This window comes from Dietzia sp. NPDC055877, assembly GCF_053615975.1.
This window is the reverse complement of sequence record NZ_JBSHCV010000010.1, coordinates 33560-58243: the sequence shown is the minus strand read 5'-3', so window position 1 is coordinate 58243 and position 24684 is coordinate 33560. Positions and strand designations below refer to the sequence as shown.

The following is a 24684-nucleotide window of genomic DNA, read 5'->3' as shown; positions in this document are numbered from 1 at the left end:
CAGCCTCGACAGGTGGCCACATCGCACGACATCGCGCAGCTCGACCCCGTGCGGGTCGGGGCCTGCACCGAAGAGAGGAATGCAGATGGCTATCAACGACGACGACATCACCACCTCCGGCGCGCAGGGAGAGGGCACCGCGGACGGCGGCTCCAACCCGGGCGGGCATGACGGCGGCGCTGACGGTTCCGCGTCAGCGGGCGAGGGCACTGCCGACGGCGGCTCGAACCCCGGCGGCCACGATGGCGGCGCTGACGGCTCGGCCGGCGAGGGCACTGCCGACGGTGGCTCCAACCCGGACGGGCACGACGGCGGCGCTGACGGCGCGGCCTGAGCGAAGGTGCTCGAGCGGTGCGTCGCACGCGGCCGGGATGAGTTCGCGGCGGACTACTGGGGTCAGCAGCCCCTGCTGAGTCCGGCGGCCCGCCTGCCGCGCGACTTCTCCGACCTGCTCACGCCGGCGATGGTCGACGAGATCATCGCCGAACGTGGGTTGCGCACGCCGTTCATCCGGATGGCGCGGGAGGGCGCGCTCGTCGACCGGGCGTGCTTCACCCGCACCGGCGGGTTCGGCGCACTGATGCCCGACCAGGTCGACCCCGACGGCGTACTCACGGAGTTCGCCGCCGGGGCGACGATCGTGTTGCAGGGTCTGCACCGGTTCTGGCCGCCGATCATCGACTTCGTCCGCGGCATGACCTCGGATGTCGGCCACCCGGTGCAGACCAACGCGTACATCACCCCGCCCGCCAACCGGGGATTCGATCCGCATTACGACGTGCACGACGTGTTTGTCCTCCAGGTCTCCGGTACCAAGCGCTGGCGGGTGCACGAGCCCGTCCATCGCCACCCGCTTCCCGACCAGCCGTGGACCGATCACCGCGAGGCGATCGCCGCTCGCGCGGTGCAGGCCCCGGTCATCGACGCGGTGCTCGAGCCGGGGGACTGCCTCTACCTGCCGCGGGGCTGGGTCCACTCGGCCGAGGCACAGGGTGACACCTCTATCCATCTCACCGTGGGCGTGTCCCCCTTCACCGGACACGACGTCGCCACCGCGGTGATCGAGGCACTGGCCTCGGAGGGTGAGTTGCGCGCGTCGCTGCCGCTCGGACTGGCCCCGGTCAACGCCGCACGGACCGAGGAGCACACCCGCCGGGTCCTCGATGTACTGGCCGGGCTGATCGCCGAGAAGCAGGAAGAACTCGGAGCGCTCGCCGGCGACGCGCTCGCAACGCAGTACCTCGATCTGACGCGCCCCGCCGCGGTCCGCCCGCTGGCCACCCTCGACGCCCTTGCCGCGCTCGATGCCGACACCGCCCTGCGGTGGCGCGACGGCCTCCACGGCTCGATCGACCCCGCCCGCGCCGATTCTGACGTCGCCGCCGACTCTCACGCCGCCGCCGACTCGGCCACGGTGGTCCTGCGGCTGCCCACCAAGTCGATCACCTTCCCGGCGGAGTGCGCCCCCGCTCTGCGCGCGGTGCTCGACGGCGGTCCCGTCAGCGCCGCCTCGCTACCGGGTCTGGATGTGGACGACGGCCTCGTGGTGCTCCGCCGCCTGCTGCGGGAGGCAGTACTGGTGGCACTGTGAGCAGGCCTGCGGACTGGGAGCCGTGTAGTGACTCCGCGCTGCGCCGCGGCGATCCACTCGAGGGGTCGGGGTCGCGCGGGATGCGGTGGCTCATGCTCGAGCTCGCCGGCCCGTGGGGGCATTCGGCGTTGCTGGAATCGCCCGGGCTTCTCTCGCCCGAACTGGGCCGCCGCATCGCTCGGCGTGCCCAGTCGGAGGACATCCGGGTGGCCGCGATCCGTCGCCCGGGTAAGCGCTCCGAACAGCGGCGTTGGCGGTGGGCACTGGCCGATGCCCGGCCCGGACAGGAGTCCCTGCGGTGGGGCGAGGTGGACGGGCCCGACGGTTATGCGGAGATTCCCCTCGACGGCTCCGCGGGCACGCCGTCCGACGAGCCCCTGGTCGCGATCTGCGCGCACGGCAAGCACGACCAGTGCTGCGCCGTCCGTGGCCGACGCGCCACGACGCTGATAGCCGAGCGGTACCCGGAGGCGACGTGGGAGTGCTCGCATCTGGGCGGAGACCGGTTCGCCGCGACGATGATCGTGCTGCCGCACGGTCTTTTCTACGGCCGTGTCGATTTGGCGGTGGATCCTGCCGACATCATCACCCGGTACACCGAGGGCCGGGTGGACCCGCGCCACCTCCGGGGTCGCAGCAGCTACCCGGCGGCGGTGCAGGTCGCGCAGCACCGCGCCCGGTCGTTGCTCGGCGACGACCGCATCGAAGCCTTGGCCCCGCTGGACGTGACCGCCGTGGACGACGCCGGCCACGTCGTCGTCACCCTCGCGGGCCCGCTCGGGCCGATCGGGGTGCGACTGCGGGAGACCTTCTCCGAGCCGATCTTCACCATGTGCCAGGCCCGCTCGGCCGGCCCGGTCAAGCAGTGGGAGCTTGTCAGCATCAGCGCTCTGGAGTGACGCGGCTGGTGAGGGAGCCGGGCCGAGCAGTCGCCCGGAGCCGGGTCAGGCGTTCTCGACCACGGGCTCGGCGAGGTCGTCAGCCACCGTCTCGGCGGTGGGGTCGTCGAGCGGGATGGTGCAGGCGAGCGGCTCGCTGCCGGACCAGTCGTGGCCCCAGTAGCTGTCGGCGGCAATGAGCTGTGGCAGGTAGCTGTTCTCGTCCACCGTGAGGCCGTCGTAGCCGAACTCGATATCCCACCCGCCGGGGGCGCGGAGGTAGTAGGACACCATCTTGTCGTTGGTGTGTCTGCCGAGGGTGGAGGAGATCGAGAACCCGTGCTCGATCGTGCGCTCCATGGCTTGGGCGACCTGGTCCATCTCGGCCACCTCGAGCATGATGTGCACGATCCCGGGGCCCATCTGCGGCGAGGGCATCACCGCGAAGCTGTGGTGGCGCGGGTTGACGCCCATGAACTGGATGCGCAGCGGTGGCATGCCGGGCATGGGCGGGAACGGGAAGGCGCCGCGGGTGTGGAAGCCCAGGACGTCGCGGTAGAAGGCGATGGTCGCCTCGTGGTCGGTGGACGGCACCACGATGTGGCCGAGCCCCAGTTCGTCGGTGATGAACTCGGTACGGAACTTCGTAGACACCGCCGAGTGGTCGAGGCCTGCGCCGTGGAAGATCTCGAGCGGCTGCCCGGTGGGGTCGTCGAGGGCGATCAGCTCGTCGACGTTGCGGGCGCGGGCCTCATCATGGGACAGGTCGCGGTAGGCGACGCCGTGCTCGGTCAGGGCGGCGCGGACGCGGTCGAGGGCGAGTTCGTCACGCACCTCCCAGCCCATCGCGGTGAGCTTGTCGGCATCACCGCGGCGGACGATCAGGCGGTGGGCGCGCTCGTCGGTACGGAGGTAGAGGGTGTTCTCGTCGGAGCCGGCGCCTTCGCCCAGGTCCAGGACGTCGAAGGCGAGGGTGCGCCAGCGGTCGAGGTCGGTGGTGTCGATGGCGAGGTAGCCGAGTGCGCGGATGTCTCCCATGGGGCGGTCCTTTCGGGAAGCGGGGGAACAGAAGTGTGCGGTGACGGGCAGGCGGGGCCGTCAGATCATTGCGCGGAGCGGGCCCTCGGGGTCCACGCCGAGACTCGAGAGCGCGGATGCGTGGAACACGGTGCTGGGCACGTGGATGGCGTGGTGGAGGCCGGCGTGCGCGTCACGCCAGAAGCGCTGCATCGGCTTGTCCATGCGCAGGGCAGTGCCGCCACACCGGGCGTAGATGTTGTCGACGGCGCGCACGGCGGTCCATGCGGCCTCGGCCTGCGTACGGCGGCCTTGCGCGCGCCTGGCGAAGCTCACTTCGTCGCCTCGGGCCACTATGTCCCAGATTTCTTCGGCGTTGGCGATGAGCGAATGACGGGCCTGGTAGATCTTCGCCTCGGATTCCCCGAGTTGGTAGAGGACGTAGGGGTCGTCCTTGATGGCGGTGCCCTGGGCGCCCACGCGCTCCTCGAGGTATTCGCGGGCGCACGCGAGCAGTCCCTCGCTGATGCCGACAGTGGCGGCGGTGATGCCGAGGGGGAACGCGCAGGACCACGGTATGCGGTACAGCGTCTGCTCGAGCCCCGCGCCCGCCACCTGGGAGCCGTCGATGAGGTGGTCGTACTCCATGACGCGCTCGTCGGGGATGAAGGCATCCTGCACCACGAGGTCTTTGGAGCCGGTGCCCCTGAGGCCAACGACGTCCCAGGAGTCAGCGATGATCTCGTAGTCCGTGCGGGGGATCACGACGTGCAGCATGCGGGGTGGCAGTTCCATGTTGCCGTCGGCGTCGTGGGCCATGGCGCCCAGGAAGGCCCACGTGCAGTGGTCGGTGCCGGAGGAGAAGCTCCAGCGACCGGACATGCGATAGCCACCTTGCACGCGGATGGCGATGCCGTTGGGCATGTACGGTGAGGCCATCCAGGTGTCGGGATCGGTGCCCCAGACGTCGTCCTGGACGCTCTTGTCGGCCATTGCGAGCTGCCATGGGTGCACGCCCACGATGCCGGCGACCCACCCGGCGCTCGGATTGATCGCGGCGATGCCCATGACGGTCTCGGCGAACTGCCGCGGCGTCGCCTCCATCCCGCCGTACTCGAGGGGCTGGAGCATGCGGATAACTCCGGCTTCCTTCATGCGGGCGACGGTGGTGTCGGGCAGTTTACCGAGCTCGTCGGCCTCGAGCCCCTCGGCGAAGAGGGCCTCGCGGTCGGCGGTGACTGCTGGGAGGACCGAGTCGGCGGTGAGGAGTGTTCCGGTCATCGGGGGGCCTTTCGGTGCAGTGGCGGCGGACCGCCTGGGGTGATGGCACCACTGTGGCCGAGGATGTGTCGTGGATCACTATGGATTTCCGGTGACCGGAAATCGGGGCCGGCTCGGGTGTTCTTGCACCGGTACTCCTTGGGGCATGAACACGACGATTGATCTCTCCGACACCCGGGCGCTGCGTGATGTGCTGGGCCGTTTCGGCACGGGTGTGTGCGTGGTGACCGGCCGCGACGCCGTCGGTGGGACGGTGGGGATGACCTGCCAGTCCTTCATGGGGGTCTCGCTGGAGCCGCCGCTGGTGCTCATCTCGGCGATGAAGACCTCCCGAACCCTGCGGCATCTCGTGGCGGACCGTCGGTTCGCGGTGAGCGTGTTGGGCGAGGGGGACGAGGCGGTGTCGGCGATGGCCGGTAGCAAAGCCGAGGACAAGTTCGAGCACATCCCGATGACGACGACGAGAAGTGGGCATCAGGTGCTCACCGATGCCCCGGCATGGTTCGCATGCACGCTCGAGCGTCAGGTGGAGACGGGCGATCATGACCTTCTGATCGGCCGGGTGGTCGAGGCCGGGCCGGCGGAGAGTGAGCGCCGACCGTTGCTGTTCCACGGGGGCCGATACGGCGAGTTGGCGGGAGAGTCGGTCATCCCGGTCTCGGCGGATCTGTCCAGCCTGCTCACGGCGACCGGTCCCGGGACGTGGTTCTAGCTACGGTTCGTGCGATTCTTCCAGCGGCCGGGGTCGATGGGGACCGGCAGTCCCGTGCCGAGTTGCTTGGCGGCGTGTTCGTAGCGCTCGGCCGTGCTGTCGATCAACTCGAGTAGTTCCTCGGCCATCGTGATCTCTGCCTCATAGTGTCGGCGTGACCAGTGCATGACCATGTTCGCGAACGCCCACGAGGGTTCGTCGCTCGAGTTTGCGGCACGGGTCGCGGCTCCGTCACGGAGTTCGACCATCTGCTCGATGTGCTCCCTGACCCGGGCTTTGAGATTCTCAGGCTCGTTGAGGTGCCCCAGCCACAGGTGTAGAAGCGTTGAGTGTTTGAGTGTCGGTCGGTCGACTTCGGCGGTCCGGGTCCACTCACGGAGCGCCGACAGGCCCTCCGGGGTGATCGAGTACGCGCGCCGCCGACGAGTGTCGCCGGGGGTGCTGTTGGACCGGACGTAGCCGTGCTTCTCGAGCCGCTTGAGCTCGGAGTACACCTGGCTGAAAGAGGGGCTCCAGTAGAAATAGTTGAGCGACCAGTCGGCCCACGTCTTGATGTCGTATCCCGAGAGTTCCTCGCCGAAGGTCAGCGTTCCCAGCACTGCCCACGCGGTGGCGGGCAGTGCTGGGAGCTCGATCTTTGCAGATGAATCGCTATTTTCGGGCACGGCCAACTCTAGCAATCCGTATGGCCGGGACTCGTCGTCGTGGGCCATGTTTGGAGGGCATCTGGCTCAGCCCACATCTCCGGGGACATAGAAACCCCGCTCGTTGTAGGTGCCGGGACTGATGAACAGCGGGACGTCCGGCGAACCGGTGGGGAAGTGGTTGGTCGCGGTGTACCGGTAGGGGTTAGGGCCCTTGGCGTCGGTGACCCAGGGCGTCGCGTCGCCACCGTCTTCCGCGATCCCGCTGGTGAGCGCGGCGGCCATAGCCTGCGCGCTCGTGTCTCCGTCGGTCTGCTCGGCGGCCCAGCGAGCGAGCTGCACGGTTGCGCCGGCCACGGCCGGGGTTCTGATTCCCGTATCAGCGATCACGGATCCCTCGGGAGTATTGATCGCCAGTTCGGCGAAGTTCTGCATCTCGTCGGCCACATCGCCGTCGTCGACCGCCCAGTTCTCCTGGACCGCCAGGATGTTGGCGAGTTGCTCTGGTGAGAAGTGGTCGACGAGGGGGAACGTCGACGACGTGGCGGTGCCGTACGCCGGGACATCCCAGCGCATACCGGTGAGGGATTGGATGACGTACTGCACCGGTGTGCCGTAGCCCTCGAACACCAGCGCATCCGGATCGGTGGCGCGGAGCTGCTCGAGTTGCGGCGTCATGTTGAGGGCGTCGGTGGGGTAGCCCACGGACGTGAACTCGAGGCCGGCGGTCTCGATCACTTCCCGGTAGACGGACTCCGAGGCCTGGCCGGTGGGATCGTTGGAGAACGCCATCGCGACCTTCTGATGGCCCTTGTCCTGCAACTCGGCGACCAACGCATCGACGTACGTCGCCATCGGCTCGGTAGTGCCGAAGTGGTAAGGGAACTTCTCGGGGTCGTTGAGTAGATCCGACTGTGTTGCTCCGGCCGAGAAGATCTCCTCGCGCGTGGTGATGGGCAGCAGCGAGAGCGAGACGGCCGAGGAACCGCCCGGGTAGACCATGTCCGGTCGATTCCCCGAGTTGATCTGCTCTTGGAGGGCACTGACCGCCATGGTGGGGTCGTTCTGGTCGTTGTTCTCGATCAGCTCGACCTGCCGTCCACCGATGCCGCCGGCCTCGTTGACCTGCTCGGTCGCGGCCTTGACTCCCGCGAGAACGGAGCGACTCGCCGAGGAGGTGGGGCCGGACATGTCCGCTGTGAAGAAGATGCGGTACGGGCCGTCGTTCGACGGGGCGGATTCCTCACCGAGCCGGGTCTCGCTGCAGCCGGTAAGCGCCATGGCGGTGGCCGCGATACCGGCCACGAGGGGCATGAACCTTCTGGTCTTCATGGTGGCCTTTCTGTATTTCCGGTCAGAGGGGTGTGAGGTAGTCAAAGAAGCCGGGGCTGCGGCTCTCTCGTAGGCGCGAGAGTCTGCGGTAGCTGATCAGCCACCGCCCATCGACCAAGCGGTATTCCTCGTGGTAGTGGCCGAAGCCGTGGAGGTATTCCTCGCCGCGGGGGCCCGCCCACCACAGTCGGTCCTCCATGGGCCAGACACCGGTGGCGGTGGTGCCGGAGGTCAGGACGATCTCGGGACTGTGTCCGTGGTGGACGGTGGTCACGTGGGTGGGCCCGCCGAGCATTCGGCGGAGCGTTGCGGTCAGTGCCTCGGGTTCCACGACGCGGTTCGACCGGCCGTCGGACTTGGGCTGCTTGTCCGCGGGCAGGCCGCCCCAGGTCTGGCTGATCACGTCGTGGGTGTGCAGCGTCGGATAGACGTCCCAGCGCTTCTCGTCCAAGGCGCGCAGGCGGGCACTGAACACACGTCTGATCTCTTCGATCGCGAGCGCCTGGTCGCCGCTGCTCATCGTGATCGGCCCGGTCATCGTCCGCTCCCCAGATAGATCTCCTGGAGGAGTTGGCCGTCGCGGTACTGCGCGGGCTGACCGCTGGAGACGATGCGCCCGGAATCCAGGACGGCCACCGAGTCGGCCACGTCCAGGGCCACGTCGACGAGCTGTTCCACCACGACGACGGCCAGGCCCTCGTCACGGAGCCCGCGCGCCGTCTCGAAGACCTCCGTACGGATGGCGGGTGCCAGTCCGGCTGACGGCTCGTCCAACAGGAGAACTGAGGGGTCGGCGGCGAGCGCCTGGGCGATGGCCAGCATCTGCTGCTGACCACCAGAAAGTCCACCTGCCCGGTCGGAGCGCTTTTCTTGCAACACCGGGAATCGATCGAACGCGGCGGCAAGTGCCTGTTTCCGAGCCGCGGATCGCATGGACCACCCCTTTGCGGAGTAAGTGCCCAGCAGCAGGTTCTCCTCAACTGTGCGATTGCGGAAGACCCGCTTGCCCTCCTGTACCAGTCCGATACCGGCCGCGGCCCGCTTGTGGGCGGGCATGGCCGTGACATCGCGCTCGCCGATCGAGATCGTGCCGGTCCGGACGTTCGGCAGTAATCCGGCGATGGCTGACATCAGTGACGTCTTGCCGGCACCATTGCGGCCCAGGACCACCTGCAGAGCCCCGGCCTCGACCTCCAGATCGACGTCGTGGAGGACGGTCAGGTCGCCGTACCCACCGCCGAGTCCGCGCACGTGAAGCGTCGTCACCGGGCACCTCCTGTGTTGTCGGGCGTGGTGCCCAGGTATTCGGTGGCCACATCGTTGTTGTCCCGGATCTCGGCTGGTGGGCCCTCTACCAGCGTCTCGCCGCGAGAAAGTACGTGGACGTGGTCCGCCAGGCGCATGACCAGCGGAAAGTTGTGCTCGACGAGGATCACCGTGACGCCGGCGTCACGGATGCGGCGCAGCAGGTCCTCGAGACGTCGGAGGTCTCCCTCGTCGAGTCCGGAACCGACTTCGTCAAGGAGGAGCACCGAGGGGGATGCGGCGAGCGAGCGGGCGACCTCCACCAATCGGCGGTTGCCCAGCGGGAGCGAGTCGACGTCCTTGTCCATGACGCCGGCCAGACCTAGTGCGCCGAGCAGTTGCTCCGCGCGGACTGTGGCCTCGCGGACTCGCCGCCGGTGCCCGGGCAGCCGCAGGACGGTCTGTCCGAGCGAGGCCGGGTCGGTGAGATATCCGCCCAGTGCCACGAAATCGACCGTGGTCACGCCCTCAGGCATGATCGGCGTCTGGAACGTGCGCGTGACCCCGGCCCGGGCGATGGCGTCCACACTCATGGAGTTCAGCGCCCGGGCCCGAGTCCCCTCACCGAGGCGGACGGTTCCCGAATCCGGGCGCAGGAAGCCGTTGATCATGTTGAGTACGGTGGTCTTGCCGGAACCGTTGGTACCGATCAGCGCGGTGATCTGCCCCGGCCGAGCGGTGAAACTGACTCCGCGTACGGCATGGTTGCCGCCGAACGATTTGTCCAGGGCCTCTACCACCACGGGCTCGCCCTGAACGGCGCCCATATCCAGTTCTTCGTCGGCGTGCGAGTGGTCCGTCACCGTGTGACCGGGCGCAGGCACGAGACGGGAGAGCCATCGGCGCAACAGTCCGACCACGCCGTCGGGCAGGGCGATCGCCAGCACCATCAGCAGCAGACCGAAGATGATCAGTTGGTACTGGTTGAATCCAGTCAGTGAGTCCTCGGTGAAGTGTAGGACCGCCGCACCGAGAAGCGCTCCGTAGATCGAGGTCCCGCCACCGAGGACGGACGCCGCGAGCAGTGTGATCGCCAGCCCGAAGGTGAACGAGTCTGGGGCGATGAAGCCGTCCATCCATGCGAACAGGGCTCCACCGAGTGCGGGGGCGATGGTGCCGAGCACGTACACCTTGAGCTTGGTGCGGTACACCGACAGGCCCAGGGCACCGGCCAGCTCGGGGCTCTGCCGCAGCACCAGGAACCCGGTGCCGTGCGGCGAGAGGATGGTATTTCGCACCAGTAGGAACCAGGCGGCGGTCACCACCACCACGACGATGTAGTAGCCGTAGGCGCCCAGTTCGGAGCCGAAGAAGGTGGCGCGGTCCACGGCCATGCCCTGCCCGCCGCCGGTCCAGGTCCGGAATATCTCGATGAGGTTCGGCACGATCAACACCAGAAAGAACGTGACCATTGCCAGCGGCCAACCTGACAACCGGAGGCTGGGCACTCCGGTGATCAGGCCCACCACCACCGCACCGACGACCACCGCCACCAGTCCCAGCAGCAGATCGGACTGCCCGAGCGACATTCCGACAAACCCGGCGATATAGGCACCGATGGCGTAGAACGCGACCTGCCCCACCGCCAACTCACCGGCGTAACCGAGGACGAGATTGAGACCGGAGACCATCAGCGCCAGCGTGGCGACCAACATGATGTCGCGGGCGGCCACCGCGCCGATCAGACCGAACGAGGGACCGACGAGCAGGACGATCACCAGCAACAGTGGGACCGCCGGGGCGAACTTTCGCATGTTAGACACGTCAGACCGTCCTCTGTGCCGGGGCTCCGAAGAATCCGCCGGGTTTGACAAGCAAGATCACCAGAAGCAGAACGAACACCGCCACTTGCGCATACTCAGCACCTAGATAGCGGCCCGCCAACGCACTGAGCAGACCGGCGATGAACCCGCCGATCAGTCCACCGAGCTGGTTTCCGGCCCCTCCGATCACCACTGCGACGATTCCCAGTACCGCCAACGAATGACCGAGATTGGCATCGGCGTAGGTGTTGCCGGCCACGAACAACGCCATGCCGCCGGCCACGGCGCCGGACAGCGCGAACGCGCCCATTCCGAGGCCGCGGGCGTTGATGCCCCTGGCTCCGGCGGCGTCGGGGTCCTCCGCTGACGCGAGGGCGCCGAGCCCGACCATCGTGCGGGTCATCGTGAGGTGAAGGAGGACGACGACGATGATGACCAGGGCGATGAGGAGCAGATCGCTCGGGCGAACGATTCCGCCGAGCAGGCGAACTGTGTCGCTGTCGATCACGGTGGGCACCGACCGGGGCTGATCACCGAAGGCCACCTTGACCACGCCCTCGATGATCTGGCTGACACCAATAGTCACGATGAGGGCCGTCAGATGACGGTGTTCGGCGATGAGTTTGCGCAGGGCCACCCGCTCCATGAGCAGCGATAGCACCGCGATCAGGAGCGCGCCGATGAGTACGCCTAGCGGCCACGGCAAGTTCCACTCGACGGTCACCACGAACGCGGTATAGGTGCCGGCCATGAGGAGGGTGGCGTAGGCGAAGTTCACCATCCCGGCGGAGAGCAGGACGATGTTGTAGCCGGTTGCGATCAGCGCGTAGAGACTTCCCAGGACGAGCCCCTGCCAGATCGTGGTCACGACCGCTTACCTGGGACGTACATGCCGGTATCGTCGTACATGCCCGGTTCGATGTAGAGGAAGATCTCCGGCGGGCTGAACGGGAAGTGGTTGTCCTCCGTGTACCGGTACGCGTTGGGCCCCTTGGAATCGGTGACCCACGGAGTGTCGTCGCCGCCTTCTTCCGGAAGGCTCTTGTAAAACGTCTCGATGATCGAGGCGGTGTCGGACTCGCCCTCGTTCTGCTCGACCGCCCAAGCCGTCAGCTGCACGGTCGCGGCGGAGACGGCGGGCAGTCGCACGCCGGTCTCAGGCAGGGTGTCGCCCTCGGGAGTGGCCTTGACCTTCTCGATGAACTCGACCATCTCCTGCGGGGTCTCGCCCTCGTTGACAGTCCAGTTGGACTGGATCACACGTACCTCCTCGAGCTCTTCCGCCGAGAAGTTGTCCACGAACGGGAATGTGGAGGAGGTTTGCGTGGAGAAGCTAGGGATGTCCCAGCGCATGCCGGAGCGGGACCGCATCAGGTACTGGACCGGGGTGCCATAGCCCTCGAAGATCAAGGCGTCCGGGTTCTGGGAACGCAGCTGCTCGAGCTGGGGGGTCATGTCCAGTGCGTCGGGTTGGTAACCGACGGACACGAACTCCATGCCTGCGGCCTCGATGTCCTCTCGGTATGCGGCCTCTGCGGCCTGGCCGGTCGGGTTGTTGGAGAAGATCATGGCGATCTTCTCGAAGCCGTTCGACTCGGCGATCTGCCCGAACGGCGGGACGTAGGCGTTGGTCAGTTCGGCGGTACCGAAGTGGTACGGGAATGACTCGGGGTCATTGAGCTGGGACGCGACGGTCGCGCCGATCGTCAGGATCTCCTCGCGGGTGGTGATGGGGAGCAGTGAGAGAGACACGGCCGACGATCCGCCCGGGTAGACGAGGTCGGGCTTGTTTCCGGAGTTGATCTGCTCCTGGAGTGCGCTGACGGCGCTGGTGGGGTCGTTCTGGTCGTTGTTCTCGATCAGGACGACCTCTCGGCCGCCGATCCCCCCGTTCGCGTTGGCATCGTCGACCGCCACTTTGATCCCCGAAAGCAGGGCGCGATTGAGGGTGGAGGTGGCACCGGTCATATCTGCGGTGAAGAAGACACGGAACGGACCGTCGGACGAGGACTCATCGCCCAGCTGCTGACCTCCGCAGCCGGCGAGGACGAGAGGCAGCGTGAGAGCACCGGCGACGAGTCTGGACACGGAACGGGGCATGAGGGTCTTCCCTTTCCTTCATTATGTGATGTGGAACATATGTCAAATAGGTATAACACAGTGTCTTAAGGCGCCCGGTCCGGTTCTCACTAACGCTTCGCGGGTGCGGTCATCGTTCGACGCTTCCCGCATCGACGGGTAGCGCCACCGCGGTGACGTATCGGGCCTCGTCCGACAGGAGGAACAGGCTCGCGTTGGCGACGTCCTCTGGCTCGACCCACGGGATGTCCAGTAGGTTCATGCTTCTCGCGGCGTCGGCGAATTGCTCCTGTGTGGGTGTCTCCGCGTGCGGCACGAAGGTCTTGCGGACGTGCTCGTTCTGGATCATCGGCGTGTTCACGTTGGTGGGGTGGACCGTGTTGACGCGGATCGAGTGCGGGGCCAGCTCTTGCGCAAGGGTGCGCATGAGCCCCACTACCCCGTGTTTGGCGGCCGAATAGTGCGCAACGCTGCGCAGGCCCTTGAGTCCGGCGATCGAGCTGACCAGGACGATCGAGCCCCCACCCCGCTCGATGAGGTGCGGGGCGGTCGCCCTGATGGTGTTCCAGACCCCCGTGAGGTTGATGTCGAGCATGTCCTGCCAGGCGCTGTCCGAGAGTTCTAGTGCTGGACCTGAAGAAGTGATCCCGGCGGTCGCACAGACTCCGTCGATCCCGCCCAACTGCCGCGCACCCTCGTCCGCGGCGGCGCGGAGGGCGTCCACGTTCCGGACGTCAGCGATGTGCGTGCTGGCGGTCCGGCCCAGGGCCTCGACCTGCGCCGCTGTCTCCTCGAGATCGGCCGTGGTGGCGGCCGGCGTCACGACCGAGTCGACGGGGCCGCACAGGTCGATGGCGATGACATCGGCGCCTTCGCGGGCGAATCGGACGGCTTGGGCGCGCCCGATCCCCCGTGCCGCGCCCGTGACCAGAACGACCTTTCCGGTCAGTCGACCGCCATGATCGGCGTCCGTGCGATGGGCTTCGTCCGTGCTCGTGGACCGGTCGGTGGATCCCATGGTTGCTGGCTCCCGATGCTCCGTGGCCGGATCCCCCGGCCACTCTCTGTGACTCACGCCATATTCCTACTCGGCATATGAAAATTGCGCAAGGGCGCTTGCGCGTATGCCGAACAGGCATATGCTGTGGATCACAATTCGTCGGCGGAGTAGTGATCGAAACGCGGCAGACATGACCCGTGGAAGGGGATCTCATATGGAAGACGGACCTGATCTCAGGTCAGGCACGGGCGGCGCAGCCGACGTGGACGTAGTGGTGATCGGGGCCGGGATAGCCGGCCTGTACGCCGTCCACCGGTTCCGCGCCGACGGCCTGACGGTGCAGGGCTTCGAAGCCGCCGACGGCGTGGGCGGGACGTGGTACCACAACCGCTACCCGGGCGCGCGGTGCGACGTGGAGAGCGTGGACTACTCGTACTCGTTCTCCGACGGGCTACAACAGGAGTGGGACTGGTCGGAGCGCTACGCCACGCAGCCAGAGATCCTGGAATACCTCAATCACGTGGCAGACCGGTTCGACCTACGTCGGAGCTTTGAGTTCGGCACCCGCGTCACCGCGGCGCACTTCGACGAGGCCACCGACCTGTGGAACGTCACGGTTGAGACCGCCACGACCGACGGCTCTGTCGAGGGGCGCTCGCTCACCTGCCGCCACTGTGTGTTCGCGACCGGCTCGCTCTCCGTGGCCAACTTCCCCGAAATACCTGGCCTGGGCGACTTCGACGGACGAGTCCTACACACCGCGCAGTGGCCGCACGAGAAGGTCGACTTCACCGGCCTCCGCGTAGGCGTGATCGGGACCGGCTCGTCGGGAATCCAGCTGGTTCCGGAGGTCGCGCGAGAGGCCGCGTCGGTGACGGTTTTCCAGCGGACGCCCAACTATTCGATCCCCGCCGCCAACCGGCCGATCGACGACGTCGAGCGCCGCGAGCAGAAGGCCACGTATGACGAGCGTCGGCGGAAGTCGCGGCTCTCCGGTGGTGGCTCCCCGTTCATCCCGCACGAGAAGAACACCCTCGAGGTGGATGCCGCAGAGCGCGAACGAGTGTACGAGCACTATTGGAACCTCGGTGGCGTCTTGTTCTCCAAGGCGTTCCCCGACCAGATGCGCGACGAGCAAGCCAACCAGCTGGCCAGGGAGTTCGCCGAGCGCAAGATCCGCTCGGTGATCGACGACCAATCGGTGGCCGACCACCTCATCCCCACGGACCACCCGATCGGCACCAAGCGGATCGTCACCGACTCGGGCTACTTCCAGACCTACAACCTCGACCACGTGGAGCTGGTCAACCTGCGCCGCACGCCGATCGATCGGATCACCGCCGACGGGCCGGTGACGGTCGGGGAAGGCGACGAGGCGGCGCGGCTGCACGAGCTCGACGTCCTGATCTTCGCCACCGGCTTCGACGCGGTGACCGGCGCGATGGACGCGATCGACATCCGCGGTCGCGACCATCGCAGCCTCTCCGACGCGTGGTCGGACGGCGTGCGCAGCTACCTCGGGCTCATGGTGGCAGGCTTCCCGAACTTGTTCCTGGTCAACGGACCCGGCAGCCCGGGTGTGCTGGCCAACATGGTGCTCGCCTCCGAGCATCATGTGGACTGGATCGCCGACACCATCGGGCAGTTGAGGTCGGACGGCCGGCGCGCGATCGAACCCGACGAGAACGCGCAGGACGAATGGATGGCGGAATGCGCCCGCCTGGCCGACCAGACTCTCTTCCCCCGCGCCGACTCCTGGTATCTCGGCGCCAACATCCCCGGGAAACCGAGAGTGTTCATGCTGTACCCGGGCGGATTCGGCAACTACCGCAAGGTCGTGCAGGAACTCACCGATGCCGGCTACGAAGGGTTCGCGCTGCGATGAGTACACAGGGGCGGATGGAGGACCTCGTCGTCGTCGTCACCGGGGCTGCCGGAGGCATGGGTGAGGCCCATTGCCGGCGGCTCGCCGGGGAAGGCGCCGGGATCCTGGCGTTGGACCTGGACTCCGCGGCCACCACCGCGCGGCTCGCCGAGATCGTCGACGGGATCGTCGCCGACGGCGGGCGCGCGGCGTGGCGGACCGCCGACATCCGCGACGTCAGCGAGCTGGGCGCTGCCGTCACAGACGGGCTGGCCGAGCTCGGCGGCGCCCCGGGACGGGCGCCCCGTGTGGACGCGGTCGTCGCCAACGCCGGTGTGTACGACGTCCCCGGGCCGGCCTGGGAGATCGACGACGACGTATGGAACCGCTCATTGGACGTCAACCTCACCGGAGCGTGGAACTCGATTCGCGCCACCGAGCCGCACCTCGCCGACGGCGCGTCTCTCGTGCTGGTGAGCTCGACCGCGGGGCTCAAGGGCATCCGCGGAGCCGGGCAATACGTCGCGGCTAAACATGCGCTGGTGGGCTTGGCCCGAACGCTGGCGATAGAACTGGCGCCGCGGTCGATCCGCGTCAACACGGTGCACCCGGGGTCGGTGGCCACGCCGATGATCCTCAACGAGCAGATCTATCGGCGCCTCCGGCCGGACCTCGAGAACCCGACGCGCGAGGACGCCGCCGAGGCGCTCGCCGCCCGCAACCTGCTGCCGGTGCCGTGGGTGGAGCCCGAGGACGTCAGTGAAGTTGTGCTGTTCCTGTCCGCGCCCGAATCGCGATTCATCACCGGGCAGCAGATCGTCGTGGACGCCGGTCTCACGACGGCGTAGACGCTGCACCCTGCCGACCACACCGTGCCGACTGATGAGAGGAACGAGCCCATGATCACCGACCCCGAGGTGGCCGCACTACTCGCGCTGGTCGAGGAGGGATATCCGCAGGTCGAGACGATGGATGCGGTCGACGTGCGCGCCGCGTTCAAGGCGCGACAGAAGCGCCCGGCCGAGCCGGTCGAGGTGGGCGGGGTGGAGAACACGGTCGTCCCCGCTGCCGAGTACGGCGCGGGCGACCACGAGATTCCCGTGCGCGTATACCGACCCGTCGGCTCTGCTCCCGGTTCGCCGGAACCGGTGCCGGTCGTGGTGTTCGCCCACGGCGGCGGATTCGTTTTTGGCGACCTCGACAGTCACGACGACTTCTGCCGACGTATGTGTCGGGGCCTCGGCGCGGTCGTGGTGGCGGTGCACTACCGACTGTCACCGGAACACCGCTACCCGGCGGCGCTCCACGACGTCCACACTGTGGCGCGGTGGGTGACGGACCGAGCCGACGAGCTCGGCGTCGATCCGTCGAGGTTGATGCTGGCGGGAGACAGCGCAGGCGGCAACCTCGCGGCGTGTGCGGCGGTGCTGGCGCGAGACACCGGCGGACCGGCCGTGCGCGCCCAGTTGCTGATATATCCGATGACGGTGCCCGAGCACCGCGGCGACTCGTACCGCCGGTTCGGCGAGGGCTACGCGAACACCGCCGCGGCCACCGACTGGTACTGGGAGCAGTACCTGCCGGCAGGCTCGTCCGGTGAGCCGAGCCCGTATCTCTCGCCGGTGACCGCCGACCTCGCCGGCCTGGCGCCGGTGGTGATGATCAGCGCGGAATGCGACCCGTTGCACGACGACGCCGAGGTGTACGCCGGCGCCCTCGAGCGTGCCGGCGTCCAGTGCTGGTACCGCAGTTACCCGAGCACCTTCCACGGCTTCGCCACCATCTCGGCGTTGTCCGTGGCGCGGCAGGCCCAGGAGGACATGTGGGAGCAGCTGCGAGCGCTGCTGTACTGACGCTACTCGTTGACCATGTCACGAACCGCCAGATGGCTGAACAGCATCGACGTGCCGATCGGGTTGCCGCCGCCGGGATAGGTGGTGCCGCTCGGTGCGGCCATGGTGTTCCCTGCGGCGTAGAGACCCGGGATGGCCGTGCCGGCGGAATCAAGCACGCGAGCGCGCGAATCCGTTCTCAGGCCGCCCTTGGTGCCCAGGTCGGAGATACCGAACGCCGCAGCATGGAACGGGCCGCGCGTGATGGCTGCCATGGGGAGTTCGCCACCCGAGAACGCGCGGTCGTAGGCTTCGTCGCCGCGGCCGAAATCCTCGTCGGAGCCTCTGTCGACCATCGAGTTGAAGCGCTCGACCGTGGCGACCAGAGCGTCAGCGGGCACGCCGATCTTCGTGGCGAGTTCGTCGAGGGTCTCCGCGGTGTGCCAGAGTCCGGCGGCGCGGTACTTCTCGGTCTCGTCGAACGAGACGTTGCTCGCCTTGATCGGCGGGATCTCACCCTCGGTGTCGTCGTAGATCATCCAGAACGGCAGTGACAGGGCGCCGTCGTCGAGCTGATCGATGACGGCCCGGCCGAGACGGTCATACGGGGCCGACTCGTTGACGAATCGCTCGCCGTTCTGATTGACGAAGATGCCACCGGTAAACCAGAGCGCGAACGCCGACCGGCCGTCGGGATGCGTGAGCCCCGGAGACCACCACGCCTGGTCCATGAGGTCGGTGTCCGCGCCAACGGCGATTCCTGCCCGGTGCGCCTTGCCGGTGTTGCTCCACGGGCCCATCGTGTCGCGCGCGAGGCCGGGGACGCCGTGACGCGCGCGCATCTCCTCGTTGCCCTCGAAGCCGCCCGCCGCGAGCAGGACTCCCTTGCGGGCGCGGATGGCCACGGTCTCGCCGCCGCGTTCGACGATAGCGCCGGTGACTCTGCCGTCCTCGGTGACCAGCTCGACGAGCGTGCTGTTCAGGCGGAGGGTCGCGTCCGGGTAAGCGGAGATGGCTTTGAGGAAACGCGCCACGAGAGCGCGGCCGCCGATGAAGAAGTCGTCGGGAGTGCTCGCGCCGAGCCGGTCCACATCCAGCGGTCCGCGCACGATGTCGCGCAGCTCCGGGGCTTCTGAAACCGGGAGCGGAGAGGGCATGGTGTGTCGCTGTCCATCGAGCCGCGCTCCCGGGGCTTTACCGAAGTAGTCGGGCCACGGCAGCATCTCGAACGCGAGATTGTCGTCCTTCTCGAGATACTCGATGAGTGGGGCGCCGCCCCTCACGTAGGTCTCCTGGAGTTCCTGCGGCGTGCGGTCTCCCACGACCGCCCTGTAGTAGGTGAGGGCGTCGTCGATGGTGTCGTCCGTGCCGGCGCGTTGGAGCACTGGATTGCACGGGAACCACATTCCGCCGCCGCCGGAGTAGGCGGTGGTGCCGCCGAACTTGTCGGAGGCTTCGAGGAGTAGCACGGAAAGCCCTTCACGGGCCGCCGTGTAGGTTCCCGACATTCCGCCGCCGCCGGAGCCGGCGACCACCACGTCGTATTCTTCCATCCAATTGACCGGCATCGATTCTCATTCCTCGTGATTTAGCGGACGCTGGGTAGATGGCCGCGGATGACCGTTCGTCATCTGCGGGAGTTCAGGCTGTTCTGGTTCAGGAACCGGTGGTCATGTCTTCCGGCGCCCAGAACGCGCGCATCGACGTGATCTGGCCGGTGTCGTCGAACGTCATGACGTCGATGGGTTCCACGACGTACGTCTGGTCTCCGGCTTCGGTGACCACGCGGAAATGGAACGTCGCCTCCAGTCCGCACACGCGTGCCACGTGCAATGTCGTGGTGAGCTGAGCGTCTTCGAGACCCTTGTAGAACTCCTCGATCGCGGTTCGGCCCCGGTGCACGTCCGACCCGACGGGATCTTCGAGGGTCGCGTCCTCGGCGTACAGCGCAGCCACCTCGGCGGCCGAACCGTCGGCGACAGTCGCCAGATAGCGTTCGATGACGTTCCTGATGTCGGCTGCAGGCATGGCTTCCTTCTCGGTAGGGGCGGCGTCGATCGGGGTGGTCCGGCCGACTCCTGCGGCGGATCTCGGCGCCTTGACCCCGGCGCCTATGTCGCGCTGCGTGAGCTGCTGTGGTCTGAGTACTTCCGACTGTTCGTCGTGGGTTCCGAATGTAGCGACCGTGGTGCACGTCACGGAGGTCGATTCCCGGAGAGTGGAAAACATGGTGGCGACGCACCACGCACGAGCGTCCCGCACACGGTGTTGTGCGCGGGACGCTCGCCTCTTCGCGGCCGGCTCAGGTGCCGGCCGCCCTCTCGCCGGCTTCGATCAGTCCGTCATCGAACGCGGCCCGTACCGCGGCGGTGAGGCTCTCGCATCGCCCGGTGCCGAATCGCTCCGGCTCGACGTCGAGCTCGGGGCATCTGGCGTGCCCGTCGACCCAGCGGGTGAGGGTGTGTTCGCGTGAGAACTTGGTGACCTCGACGCACGTGGAGCATCGGGGGCACGTGAAGGGCGTGGCGCGTGCCATCAGCGGCCCATCGCGGCGAGGTTCGCCGCGATCTCGGTCTCCCAGTGCGCGACGGCGTGGTCGGTGTCGATCTCCACCTCGACGCGCTCGACCATGTCGGGCTGGATGTCCTCCACGTCCACGTAGAACTGCTCGTACCACCTGCGCAGTTGGTAGACGGGGCCGTCCTGCTCGGTGAGCAGCGGGTTGTCGATCCGCGCCTTGTCGCGCCAGATCTCCACGTCCTGACCGAACCCGTAGGCGAGCCCGGTGGTCATGGCGTCGGCGGCGGCCTTGGCCTCGACGGGGTCGACACCGGGGCGGTGTTTGGTGGCGATCCCGAAGTTGATGAGGAAGGAGTCCTCGGTGATCGGGTAGTGGCTGTTGATCAGCACCGCCTCGACGTCCTTGCCGCCGAGGGTGAGCTGCTGCGGGTTGATCATGTACGACGGCCCGTAGTAGCTGGCCTCGGACCTGAGATAGGTGTCCGAGTCGCCGTAGGACTGATCCGGGTCGATGTCGGGCCGGGTCTGGCTGTGCATGATCTGGGTGGCGATGTGGCCCTCGAAGATGTTGCGGAAGTACTTGGGGGACACCAGGTGCACGTAGAAGAAGTGCGCCATGTCCACGAGGTTGTCGATCATCTCGCGGCAGTGCGCGCCCTCGACGAGGAAGGTCTGCCAGGACCAGTCGCTCCACTCGCCCTCGTCCCAGCCCTCGATGTAGGGGATGGTGACGTCCTCGGTGGGCTGCGACTTCTGCGGGTCGTGCCAGACGAACAGTTGCCCGTTGCGCTCCATGGACGGCCAGGCGCGCGTCTTGGCCGCCACCGGCACGCGCTTGGCGTAGGGGATCGCGGTGCACTTGCCGTTGCCGCCCCAACGCCAGTCGTGGAACGGGCAGGCGATCGCGTCGTCCTTGATGGTGCCCTTGGCGAGGTTGCCGCCCATGTGTCGGCAGTAGCCGTCGAGGATCTTGAGCCCGTCGGAGGTGTCAAAGACGACGAGGCTGGTGCCGAACACCTTGACCTGGTGGGGCTTGCCGTCGCGGAACTGGTCGATCAGGCCGAGGCAGTGCCAACCACGGGCGAAGCGGGTGGGGTTGCCGGCGCTCTCGATCTCGCGGATCGCGGTATCGGAGTTCGGGGAAACAGGGGTCTGGGTCATCAGGGGCTCCCTTCGTTCTGTGACCGTGGGCCACACGGTAGGAGCGTGATCTGCGTCACGTGGTGACGATTTCCGGTGGTCGGAAAGCGGCTAATCCTTGGGTGCCTGAGGCGATCGAGAGATGTCGGCGAGGATGCCCATCGCGCACGTCCGGAGCGCCTGGGTGAGCGTCTTGTCGGACTCGATCCGGTCGAGCGGCCCGCATACCGAGACCGCGGTGTTGGTCTGGTGTCCGTCGCTCGTCGCGACGGGTCGCACGGTGACGGGCGTCGCCACGCAGGCGAGGTGGGGGAGGAGCTCACCGCGCGAATAGGCCAGACCGTCTTCCTGCACCACGCCGATCTCGGTTCGGAGTTCCTCGCGGGTGTGGAGGCTCTCCGGTGTGGTGAGCTCGAGCCGCGGGGCGAAATGCTCGTCGAGATAGTCGGGTCCCTCGGACGCCAGGAGCGCCTTGCCGGCCGCGGTCCTGAACGCGGGATGCCGGCCGCCGACGTACGTGGGGACGACGCTGAGTCGCGTGTCGCCGACCTTGTCCCACCACACCACGTCGGTGCCGTCGAGGTAACCGAGGTGCACCACCAGGCGGGTGCGTTCGTGCATGGCCTCGAGGTGGGGGCGGGCCAGGCGGAAGTACCAGTGGCCCTGCCGGGCGAGGGTGCCCAGGTGGAAGGGACGGACGCCGATCTCGTACTCGTTGCGGATCCGCAGGACCCACCGCCGGGCCACCATCTGCTCGAGGAGCCGGTGGACGGTGGTGCGGGGCAGTGCGGTGGCCTTGGAGATCTCGGTGAGGGTCATGGATCCCTCGGTCGCGATGGCGTCGAGGATCGTGTCCACTCTGTCGAGGATGCCGGTGAGGGAGTCTGGCCGGGTCATGGCGGTTGTCACTGTGTCTCTCCGTTCACGTCGCGCGAAGTGGGGGACGTCGCGCTGTGATGAGGGTCACTGTAGTCCGGTGAGTGGGAGGTGGGGAGGTGGGGGTTTCCGTTGAGCGGAAAAACCTGGGAGGTGACGGGACGACGACGACGAGGATGCCTCCCACCGGCCCGGATCCGCTGGCCGGGTCGCCGATCCACTGGAGTCCTCATGAGCAGCATTGATGTCCGGTTCGCTGATGTCCCCGGAGGCCGTCTGGGTTACCGGGATCTGGGTGATCCCGACGGGAGGCCGGTGCTGTTCCTGCACGGCTCGGGGCCGGGGGTCACGGGTTGGCGGAACTACTCGGAGACCGTCGGCGCGTTCGTTGACGAGTTCCGCTGCATCGTTCTCGAGTTTCCCGGTTTCGGCATCAGTGACGTGCGCGGCGGCCACCCCGTGGTCGACGCCCGGAACAGTTGCGTGGAGATCCTCGACCACCTGGGTATCGACAGGGCGAGCATCGTGGGGAACTCGATGGGCGGCATCGTCGGCGCCGGACTGGCGGCCAAGCAACCCGACCGCGTGGATCGACTCATCTGCATCGGCGGCGTGGGTACGACGTTGTTCAGCCCGGGCCCGGCGGAGGGGATCCGCCTGCTCATGGACTTCCTGGCCGAGCCGGACAAGCCGGCGCTGCACAGGTGGCTGCGGTCGATGGTCTTCGATCAGGCGTTGGTCACCGAGCAGTTGCTGGAGGAGCGGTGGGCGCAGGTCAACGAGCCGGGCGTGATCGAGTCGATGAAGTCCCTCTACAACCCGGCGGCGATCGCCAAGGTCTCCCGCGGCGAGGTCTCCTTCGACCTGGCCGACGTTACCGCGCCGACGCTGCTGTTCTGGGGCCGCGACGATCGCGTCTCCCCGGTGGACATGTCGATCATGCCGATGCGCCTCATGCCGGACTCGGAGGTGCACATTCTGCCGAACTGCGGGCACTGGGTGATGATCGAGCAGAAGGAGGCCTTCGAGCGCCAGGCGCGGGAGTTCCTGCTGCGCAACTGACGTTTCCGGTCAGCGGAATCTCTACAACGTGACACGTGTCACGTCGCATAGGTTCCGGGTGGTGAGCAGCCTGCACCTGCTCAGCCGCCCGTCGTTCAAGGAGAACCGATGCCCCGATACCTCAAGACATCTGCTGCTCTGCTGGCCACCGCACTGGCCGTCACCGGGTGTGGTGGCGCGGGGCCTGACCAGAACGAGGCGAGCGGTGTTTCCGAAGTGGCGTTGCCGTCGCCCGGGGAGGGATGTACCGCGGATCGCGCGGGAGGCACCATCACGATGGGCGAGTACACGATGCTTCCGTCGTTCGCGCCCGGCCAGGGTGCATACGGGGTTGGTCGGCGGGTCCCAATCCGCTGCCGTCTATGACCGCCTGATGCGCTGGGATGCGCAAGGGGAGGAGTTCGTTCCCCAGTTGGCGGAGTCGTTGGAGTCGGATGACACCAGCACAAGGTGGACGCTGACTCTGCCGGAGGGTGTGGAGTTCTCGAACGGGGATCCGCTCACCGCCTCCGACGTGGCGTTCACGGTGGGGCTGCACCAGGACCCGGCGACGCGCTCGATGGGGATGGCCGACGCGCGCCAGGTGGCGGACGTCGAGGTGGTGGATGATCAGACGGTCGAGTTCGTCCTGTCCGAGCCCTGGGCGGGCTTCCCTTCGATGCTGACGGGTCCGGTCGGCGAGGTGATCCCGCAGCAGGCTTTCGAAGCCGCGTCCCCGGAGGAATGGGCGGCGGCCCCGATCGGTGCGGGGGCCTACCTTCTGGACGAGTACATTCCGGGCCAGACAGCGGTGATGAAGCCCAACCCGAACTACTACGGGGGCGAGGTGTGTACGACACTGGAGTTCGTCCGGGTGCCCGGCTCGCAGGGCACATTCGAGGCCTTCCAGACCGGCGAGCTCCAGGTGGGCTTTCTGCGCGGGGCAAAAATCGTCCATGACGCCATGGATGCCGGCATGCCGGGCTTCTACGCCGTCCTCAGTTCCGGCTCGATCATCAATCTGAACAACGGCGCCGGCGGGTACGACGGGGTGTTCACCGATGTGCGGGCCCGCCAGGCAGTGGCCCACGCGCTGGACCGCGAACTGATGGACCAGCGTCTCAGTGGCGGTGTCGGTCAGCCGACGGCTGCGCTGCTGTCCGAGGATTCTCGTTTCTACAGCGGGCAGGAGGGTCCGGCCTTCGACCCCGAGCGATCCTCCGCGCTGGTCGAGGAGGTCAAGCAGGACACCGGTTGGGATGGTGGCGTGACCCTCGTGATCGGCGACGGCCCGGAGAACGTGGAATCCGGTGTGGTGATCAAGGCTCTCCTCGATGCGGTGGGCTTTGACGTGACAATCGAGAACACGGCTGTCTCGCAGGTGACGGCCCGTCAGTTCACGGGCGACTACGAGATGATGATCGGCGGATCCGTCGTCACCGAGGCCGATCCCGCGCATTCGCTGTGGAGTGCGGTCGTTCCGGGCGGGGCGATGAACTTCACCGGCACGGATGATGAGCGGCTGGTCAAGGCCGTGACAGAGCTCAAGGCCACTACCGCCGCAGAGGAACTGACTGATCGGCTGGCCGAGTTCCAGGAACTCCACGACGAGGTTGTGCCGTACACGGTGCATGCCAACGCCGAGGAATACGTGATCGTCGCGGAGTCGGTGCACGGGCTGGCGCCCACGCTGCACAACGTCATCCTGTTCGACGACGCCTACGTCCAGGACTAGTCCGGAACCACGACGAGAGCCACGGCTCCGGTCTCGTTCCGGGGCAGTGGCTCTCGGTTTCCGTGCGGTGTAAT

Annotated in this window: 24 protein-coding genes; 9 read left to right on the top strand and 15 right to left on the bottom strand. The window is 67.3% G+C overall.

The window, feature by feature from the left end:
* The first annotated feature begins 85 nt into the window (after positions 1 to 85).
* The 3 genes from ACWGLC_RS11730 (at position 86) to ACWGLC_RS11720 (ending at position 2490) form a co-directional block, all read left to right on the top strand.
* Positions 86 to 334: a BatC protein gene (locus ACWGLC_RS11730; RefSeq protein ID WP_230931076.1), complete on the top strand. Its 249-nt coding sequence runs from the start codon at positions 86 to 88 to the stop codon at positions 332 to 334.
* Positions 335 to 340: 6 nt separating this feature from the next.
* Positions 341 to 1591 carry a JmjC domain-containing protein gene (locus tag ACWGLC_RS11725; protein ID WP_452100073.1) on the top strand — a complete coding sequence of 417 codons (1251 nt, stop codon included), beginning with the start codon at positions 341 to 343 and terminating at the stop codon, positions 1589 to 1591.
* 80 nt (positions 1592 to 1671) lie between these two features.
* Positions 1672 to 2490, top strand: a complete 819-nt coding sequence (locus ACWGLC_RS11720; RefSeq protein WP_452100120.1) for a sucrase ferredoxin — start codon at positions 1672 to 1674, stop codon at positions 2488 to 2490.
* A gap of 45 nt (positions 2491 to 2535) precedes the next feature.
* Here ACWGLC_RS11720 and ACWGLC_RS11715 read toward each other — a convergent pair whose 3' ends face one another.
* Positions 2536 to 3507 (bottom strand): VOC family protein, encoded by a 972-nt coding sequence (locus tag ACWGLC_RS11715; RefSeq protein ID WP_452100072.1) that lies wholly within the window; start codon positions 3505 to 3507, stop codon positions 2536 to 2538.
* Positions 3508 to 3567: 60 nt separating this feature from the next.
* A complete protein-coding gene (locus tag ACWGLC_RS11710; RefSeq protein ID WP_452100071.1) occupies positions 3568 to 4767 on the bottom strand; it encodes an acyl-CoA dehydrogenase family protein in 1200 nt (399 codons plus the stop codon).
* Positions 4768 to 4912: 145 nt separating this feature from the next.
* Here ACWGLC_RS11710 and ACWGLC_RS11705 point away from each other — a divergent pair, with 145 nt between their 5' ends.
* Positions 4913 to 5479 (top strand): flavin reductase family protein, encoded by a 567-nt coding sequence (locus ACWGLC_RS11705; protein WP_452100070.1) that lies wholly within the window; start codon positions 4913 to 4915, stop codon positions 5477 to 5479.
* Here the strand turns inward: ACWGLC_RS11705 and ACWGLC_RS11700 are convergent.
* From ACWGLC_RS11700 to ACWGLC_RS11665, 8 genes are all read right to left on the bottom strand, one after another.
* Entirely contained in the window at positions 5476 to 6192 is a 717-nt protein-coding gene (locus ACWGLC_RS11700) for a PadR family transcriptional regulator (RefSeq protein WP_452100069.1), read from the bottom strand. The two genes, ACWGLC_RS11705 and ACWGLC_RS11700, sit on opposite strands and share 4 nt — an antisense overlap.
* A gap of 18 nt (positions 6193 to 6210) precedes the next feature.
* Complete coding sequence (locus ACWGLC_RS11695; RefSeq protein ID WP_452100068.1) at positions 6211 to 7455, bottom strand: ABC transporter substrate-binding protein; 1245 nt, start codon at positions 7453 to 7455, stop codon at positions 6211 to 6213.
* Positions 7456 to 7477: 22 nt separating this feature from the next.
* Positions 7478 to 7993 carry a nuclear transport factor 2 family protein gene (locus ACWGLC_RS11690; RefSeq protein WP_452100067.1) on the bottom strand — a complete coding sequence of 172 codons (516 nt, stop codon included), beginning with the start codon at positions 7991 to 7993 and terminating at the stop codon, positions 7478 to 7480.
* Positions 7990 to 8721 (bottom strand): ABC transporter ATP-binding protein, encoded by a 732-nt coding sequence (locus ACWGLC_RS11685; RefSeq protein ID WP_295648783.1) that lies wholly within the window; start codon positions 8719 to 8721, stop codon positions 7990 to 7992. The genes ACWGLC_RS11690 and ACWGLC_RS11685 overlap by 4 nt, the downstream gene beginning before the upstream one ends.
* Positions 8718 to 10514, bottom strand: coding sequence for a branched-chain amino acid ABC transporter ATP-binding protein/permease (locus ACWGLC_RS11680; RefSeq protein ID WP_452100119.1), 1797 nt, complete (start codon positions 10512 to 10514; stop codon positions 8718 to 8720). Before ACWGLC_RS11680 ends, ACWGLC_RS11685 begins: the two co-directional genes overlap by 4 nt.
* 10 nt (positions 10515 to 10524) lie before the next feature.
* Positions 10525 to 11391: a branched-chain amino acid ABC transporter permease gene (locus ACWGLC_RS11675; protein ID WP_452100066.1), complete on the bottom strand. Its 867-nt coding sequence runs from the start codon at positions 11389 to 11391 to the stop codon at positions 10525 to 10527.
* Positions 11388 to 12623: an ABC transporter substrate-binding protein gene (locus tag ACWGLC_RS11670; RefSeq protein ID WP_452100065.1), complete on the bottom strand. Its 1236-nt coding sequence runs from the start codon at positions 12621 to 12623 to the stop codon at positions 11388 to 11390. Before ACWGLC_RS11670 ends, ACWGLC_RS11675 begins: the two co-directional genes overlap by 4 nt.
* 109 nt (positions 12624 to 12732) lie before the next feature.
* The gene (locus ACWGLC_RS11665; protein WP_452100064.1) at positions 12733 to 13620 is read right to left on the bottom strand and encodes a mycofactocin-coupled SDR family oxidoreductase; all 888 of its coding nucleotides are present in this window, start codon (positions 13618 to 13620) and stop codon (positions 12733 to 12735) included.
* Between the two features lie 196 nt (positions 13621 to 13816).
* Between ACWGLC_RS11665 and ACWGLC_RS11660 the strand changes: the two genes are divergently transcribed.
* The 3 genes from ACWGLC_RS11660 to ACWGLC_RS11650 are packed head-to-tail and all read left to right on the top strand — an operon-like array spanning position 13817 to position 17319.
* Positions 13817 to 15487 carry a flavin-containing monooxygenase gene (locus ACWGLC_RS11660; RefSeq protein WP_452100063.1) on the top strand — a complete coding sequence of 557 codons (1671 nt, stop codon included), beginning with the start codon at positions 13817 to 13819 and terminating at the stop codon, positions 15485 to 15487.
* The gene (locus tag ACWGLC_RS11655) at positions 15484 to 16314 is read left to right on the top strand and encodes an SDR family oxidoreductase (RefSeq protein WP_452100062.1); all 831 of its coding nucleotides are present in this window, start codon (positions 15484 to 15486) and stop codon (positions 16312 to 16314) included. The genes ACWGLC_RS11660 and ACWGLC_RS11655 overlap by 4 nt, the downstream gene beginning before the upstream one ends.
* Positions 16315 to 16365: 51 nt before the next feature.
* Complete coding sequence (locus ACWGLC_RS11650; protein WP_452100061.1) at positions 16366 to 17319, top strand: alpha/beta hydrolase; 954 nt, start codon at positions 16366 to 16368, stop codon at positions 17317 to 17319.
* A 2-nt stretch (positions 17320 to 17321) separates the two neighbouring features.
* On the opposite strand, the gene ACWGLC_RS11645 is transcribed toward ACWGLC_RS11650, so the two are convergent.
* The 5 genes from ACWGLC_RS11645 to ACWGLC_RS11625 form a co-directional block, all read right to left on the bottom strand.
* Positions 17322 to 18866, bottom strand: coding sequence for an FAD-binding protein (locus ACWGLC_RS11645; protein WP_452100060.1), 1545 nt, complete (start codon positions 18864 to 18866; stop codon positions 17322 to 17324).
* An 88-nt stretch (positions 18867 to 18954) separates the two neighbouring features.
* Positions 18955 to 19326, bottom strand: coding sequence for an SgcJ/EcaC family oxidoreductase (locus ACWGLC_RS11640; protein ID WP_452100118.1), 372 nt, complete (start codon positions 19324 to 19326; stop codon positions 18955 to 18957).
* A gap of 274 nt (positions 19327 to 19600) precedes the next feature.
* Positions 19601 to 19834 (bottom strand): hypothetical protein, encoded by a 234-nt coding sequence (locus ACWGLC_RS11635; RefSeq protein ID WP_452100059.1) that lies wholly within the window; start codon positions 19832 to 19834, stop codon positions 19601 to 19603.
* The gene (locus ACWGLC_RS11630) at positions 19834 to 20979 is read right to left on the bottom strand and encodes a Rieske 2Fe-2S domain-containing protein (protein WP_452100058.1); all 1146 of its coding nucleotides are present in this window, start codon (positions 20977 to 20979) and stop codon (positions 19834 to 19836) included. The genes ACWGLC_RS11635 and ACWGLC_RS11630 overlap by 1 nt, the downstream gene beginning before the upstream one ends.
* Before the next feature lie 90 nt (positions 20980 to 21069).
* Positions 21070 to 21855 (bottom strand): IclR family transcriptional regulator, encoded by a 786-nt coding sequence (locus ACWGLC_RS11625; protein ID WP_452100057.1) that lies wholly within the window; start codon positions 21853 to 21855, stop codon positions 21070 to 21072.
* Positions 21856 to 22065: 210 nt separating this feature from the next.
* On the opposite strand from ACWGLC_RS11625, the gene ACWGLC_RS11620 reads away from it, so the two are divergent.
* Both ACWGLC_RS11620 and ACWGLC_RS11615 read left to right on the top strand, forming a co-directional pair.
* On the top strand, positions 22066 to 22896 hold the full coding sequence (locus ACWGLC_RS11620; RefSeq protein ID WP_452100056.1) for an alpha/beta fold hydrolase: 831 nt from the start codon (positions 22066 to 22068) through the stop codon (positions 22894 to 22896).
* Between the two features lie 373 nt (positions 22897 to 23269).
* Positions 23270 to 24610, top strand: coding sequence for an ABC transporter substrate-binding protein (locus ACWGLC_RS11615; protein ID WP_452100055.1), 1341 nt, complete (start codon positions 23270 to 23272; stop codon positions 24608 to 24610).
* Positions 24611 to 24684: the final 74 nt, after the last annotated feature.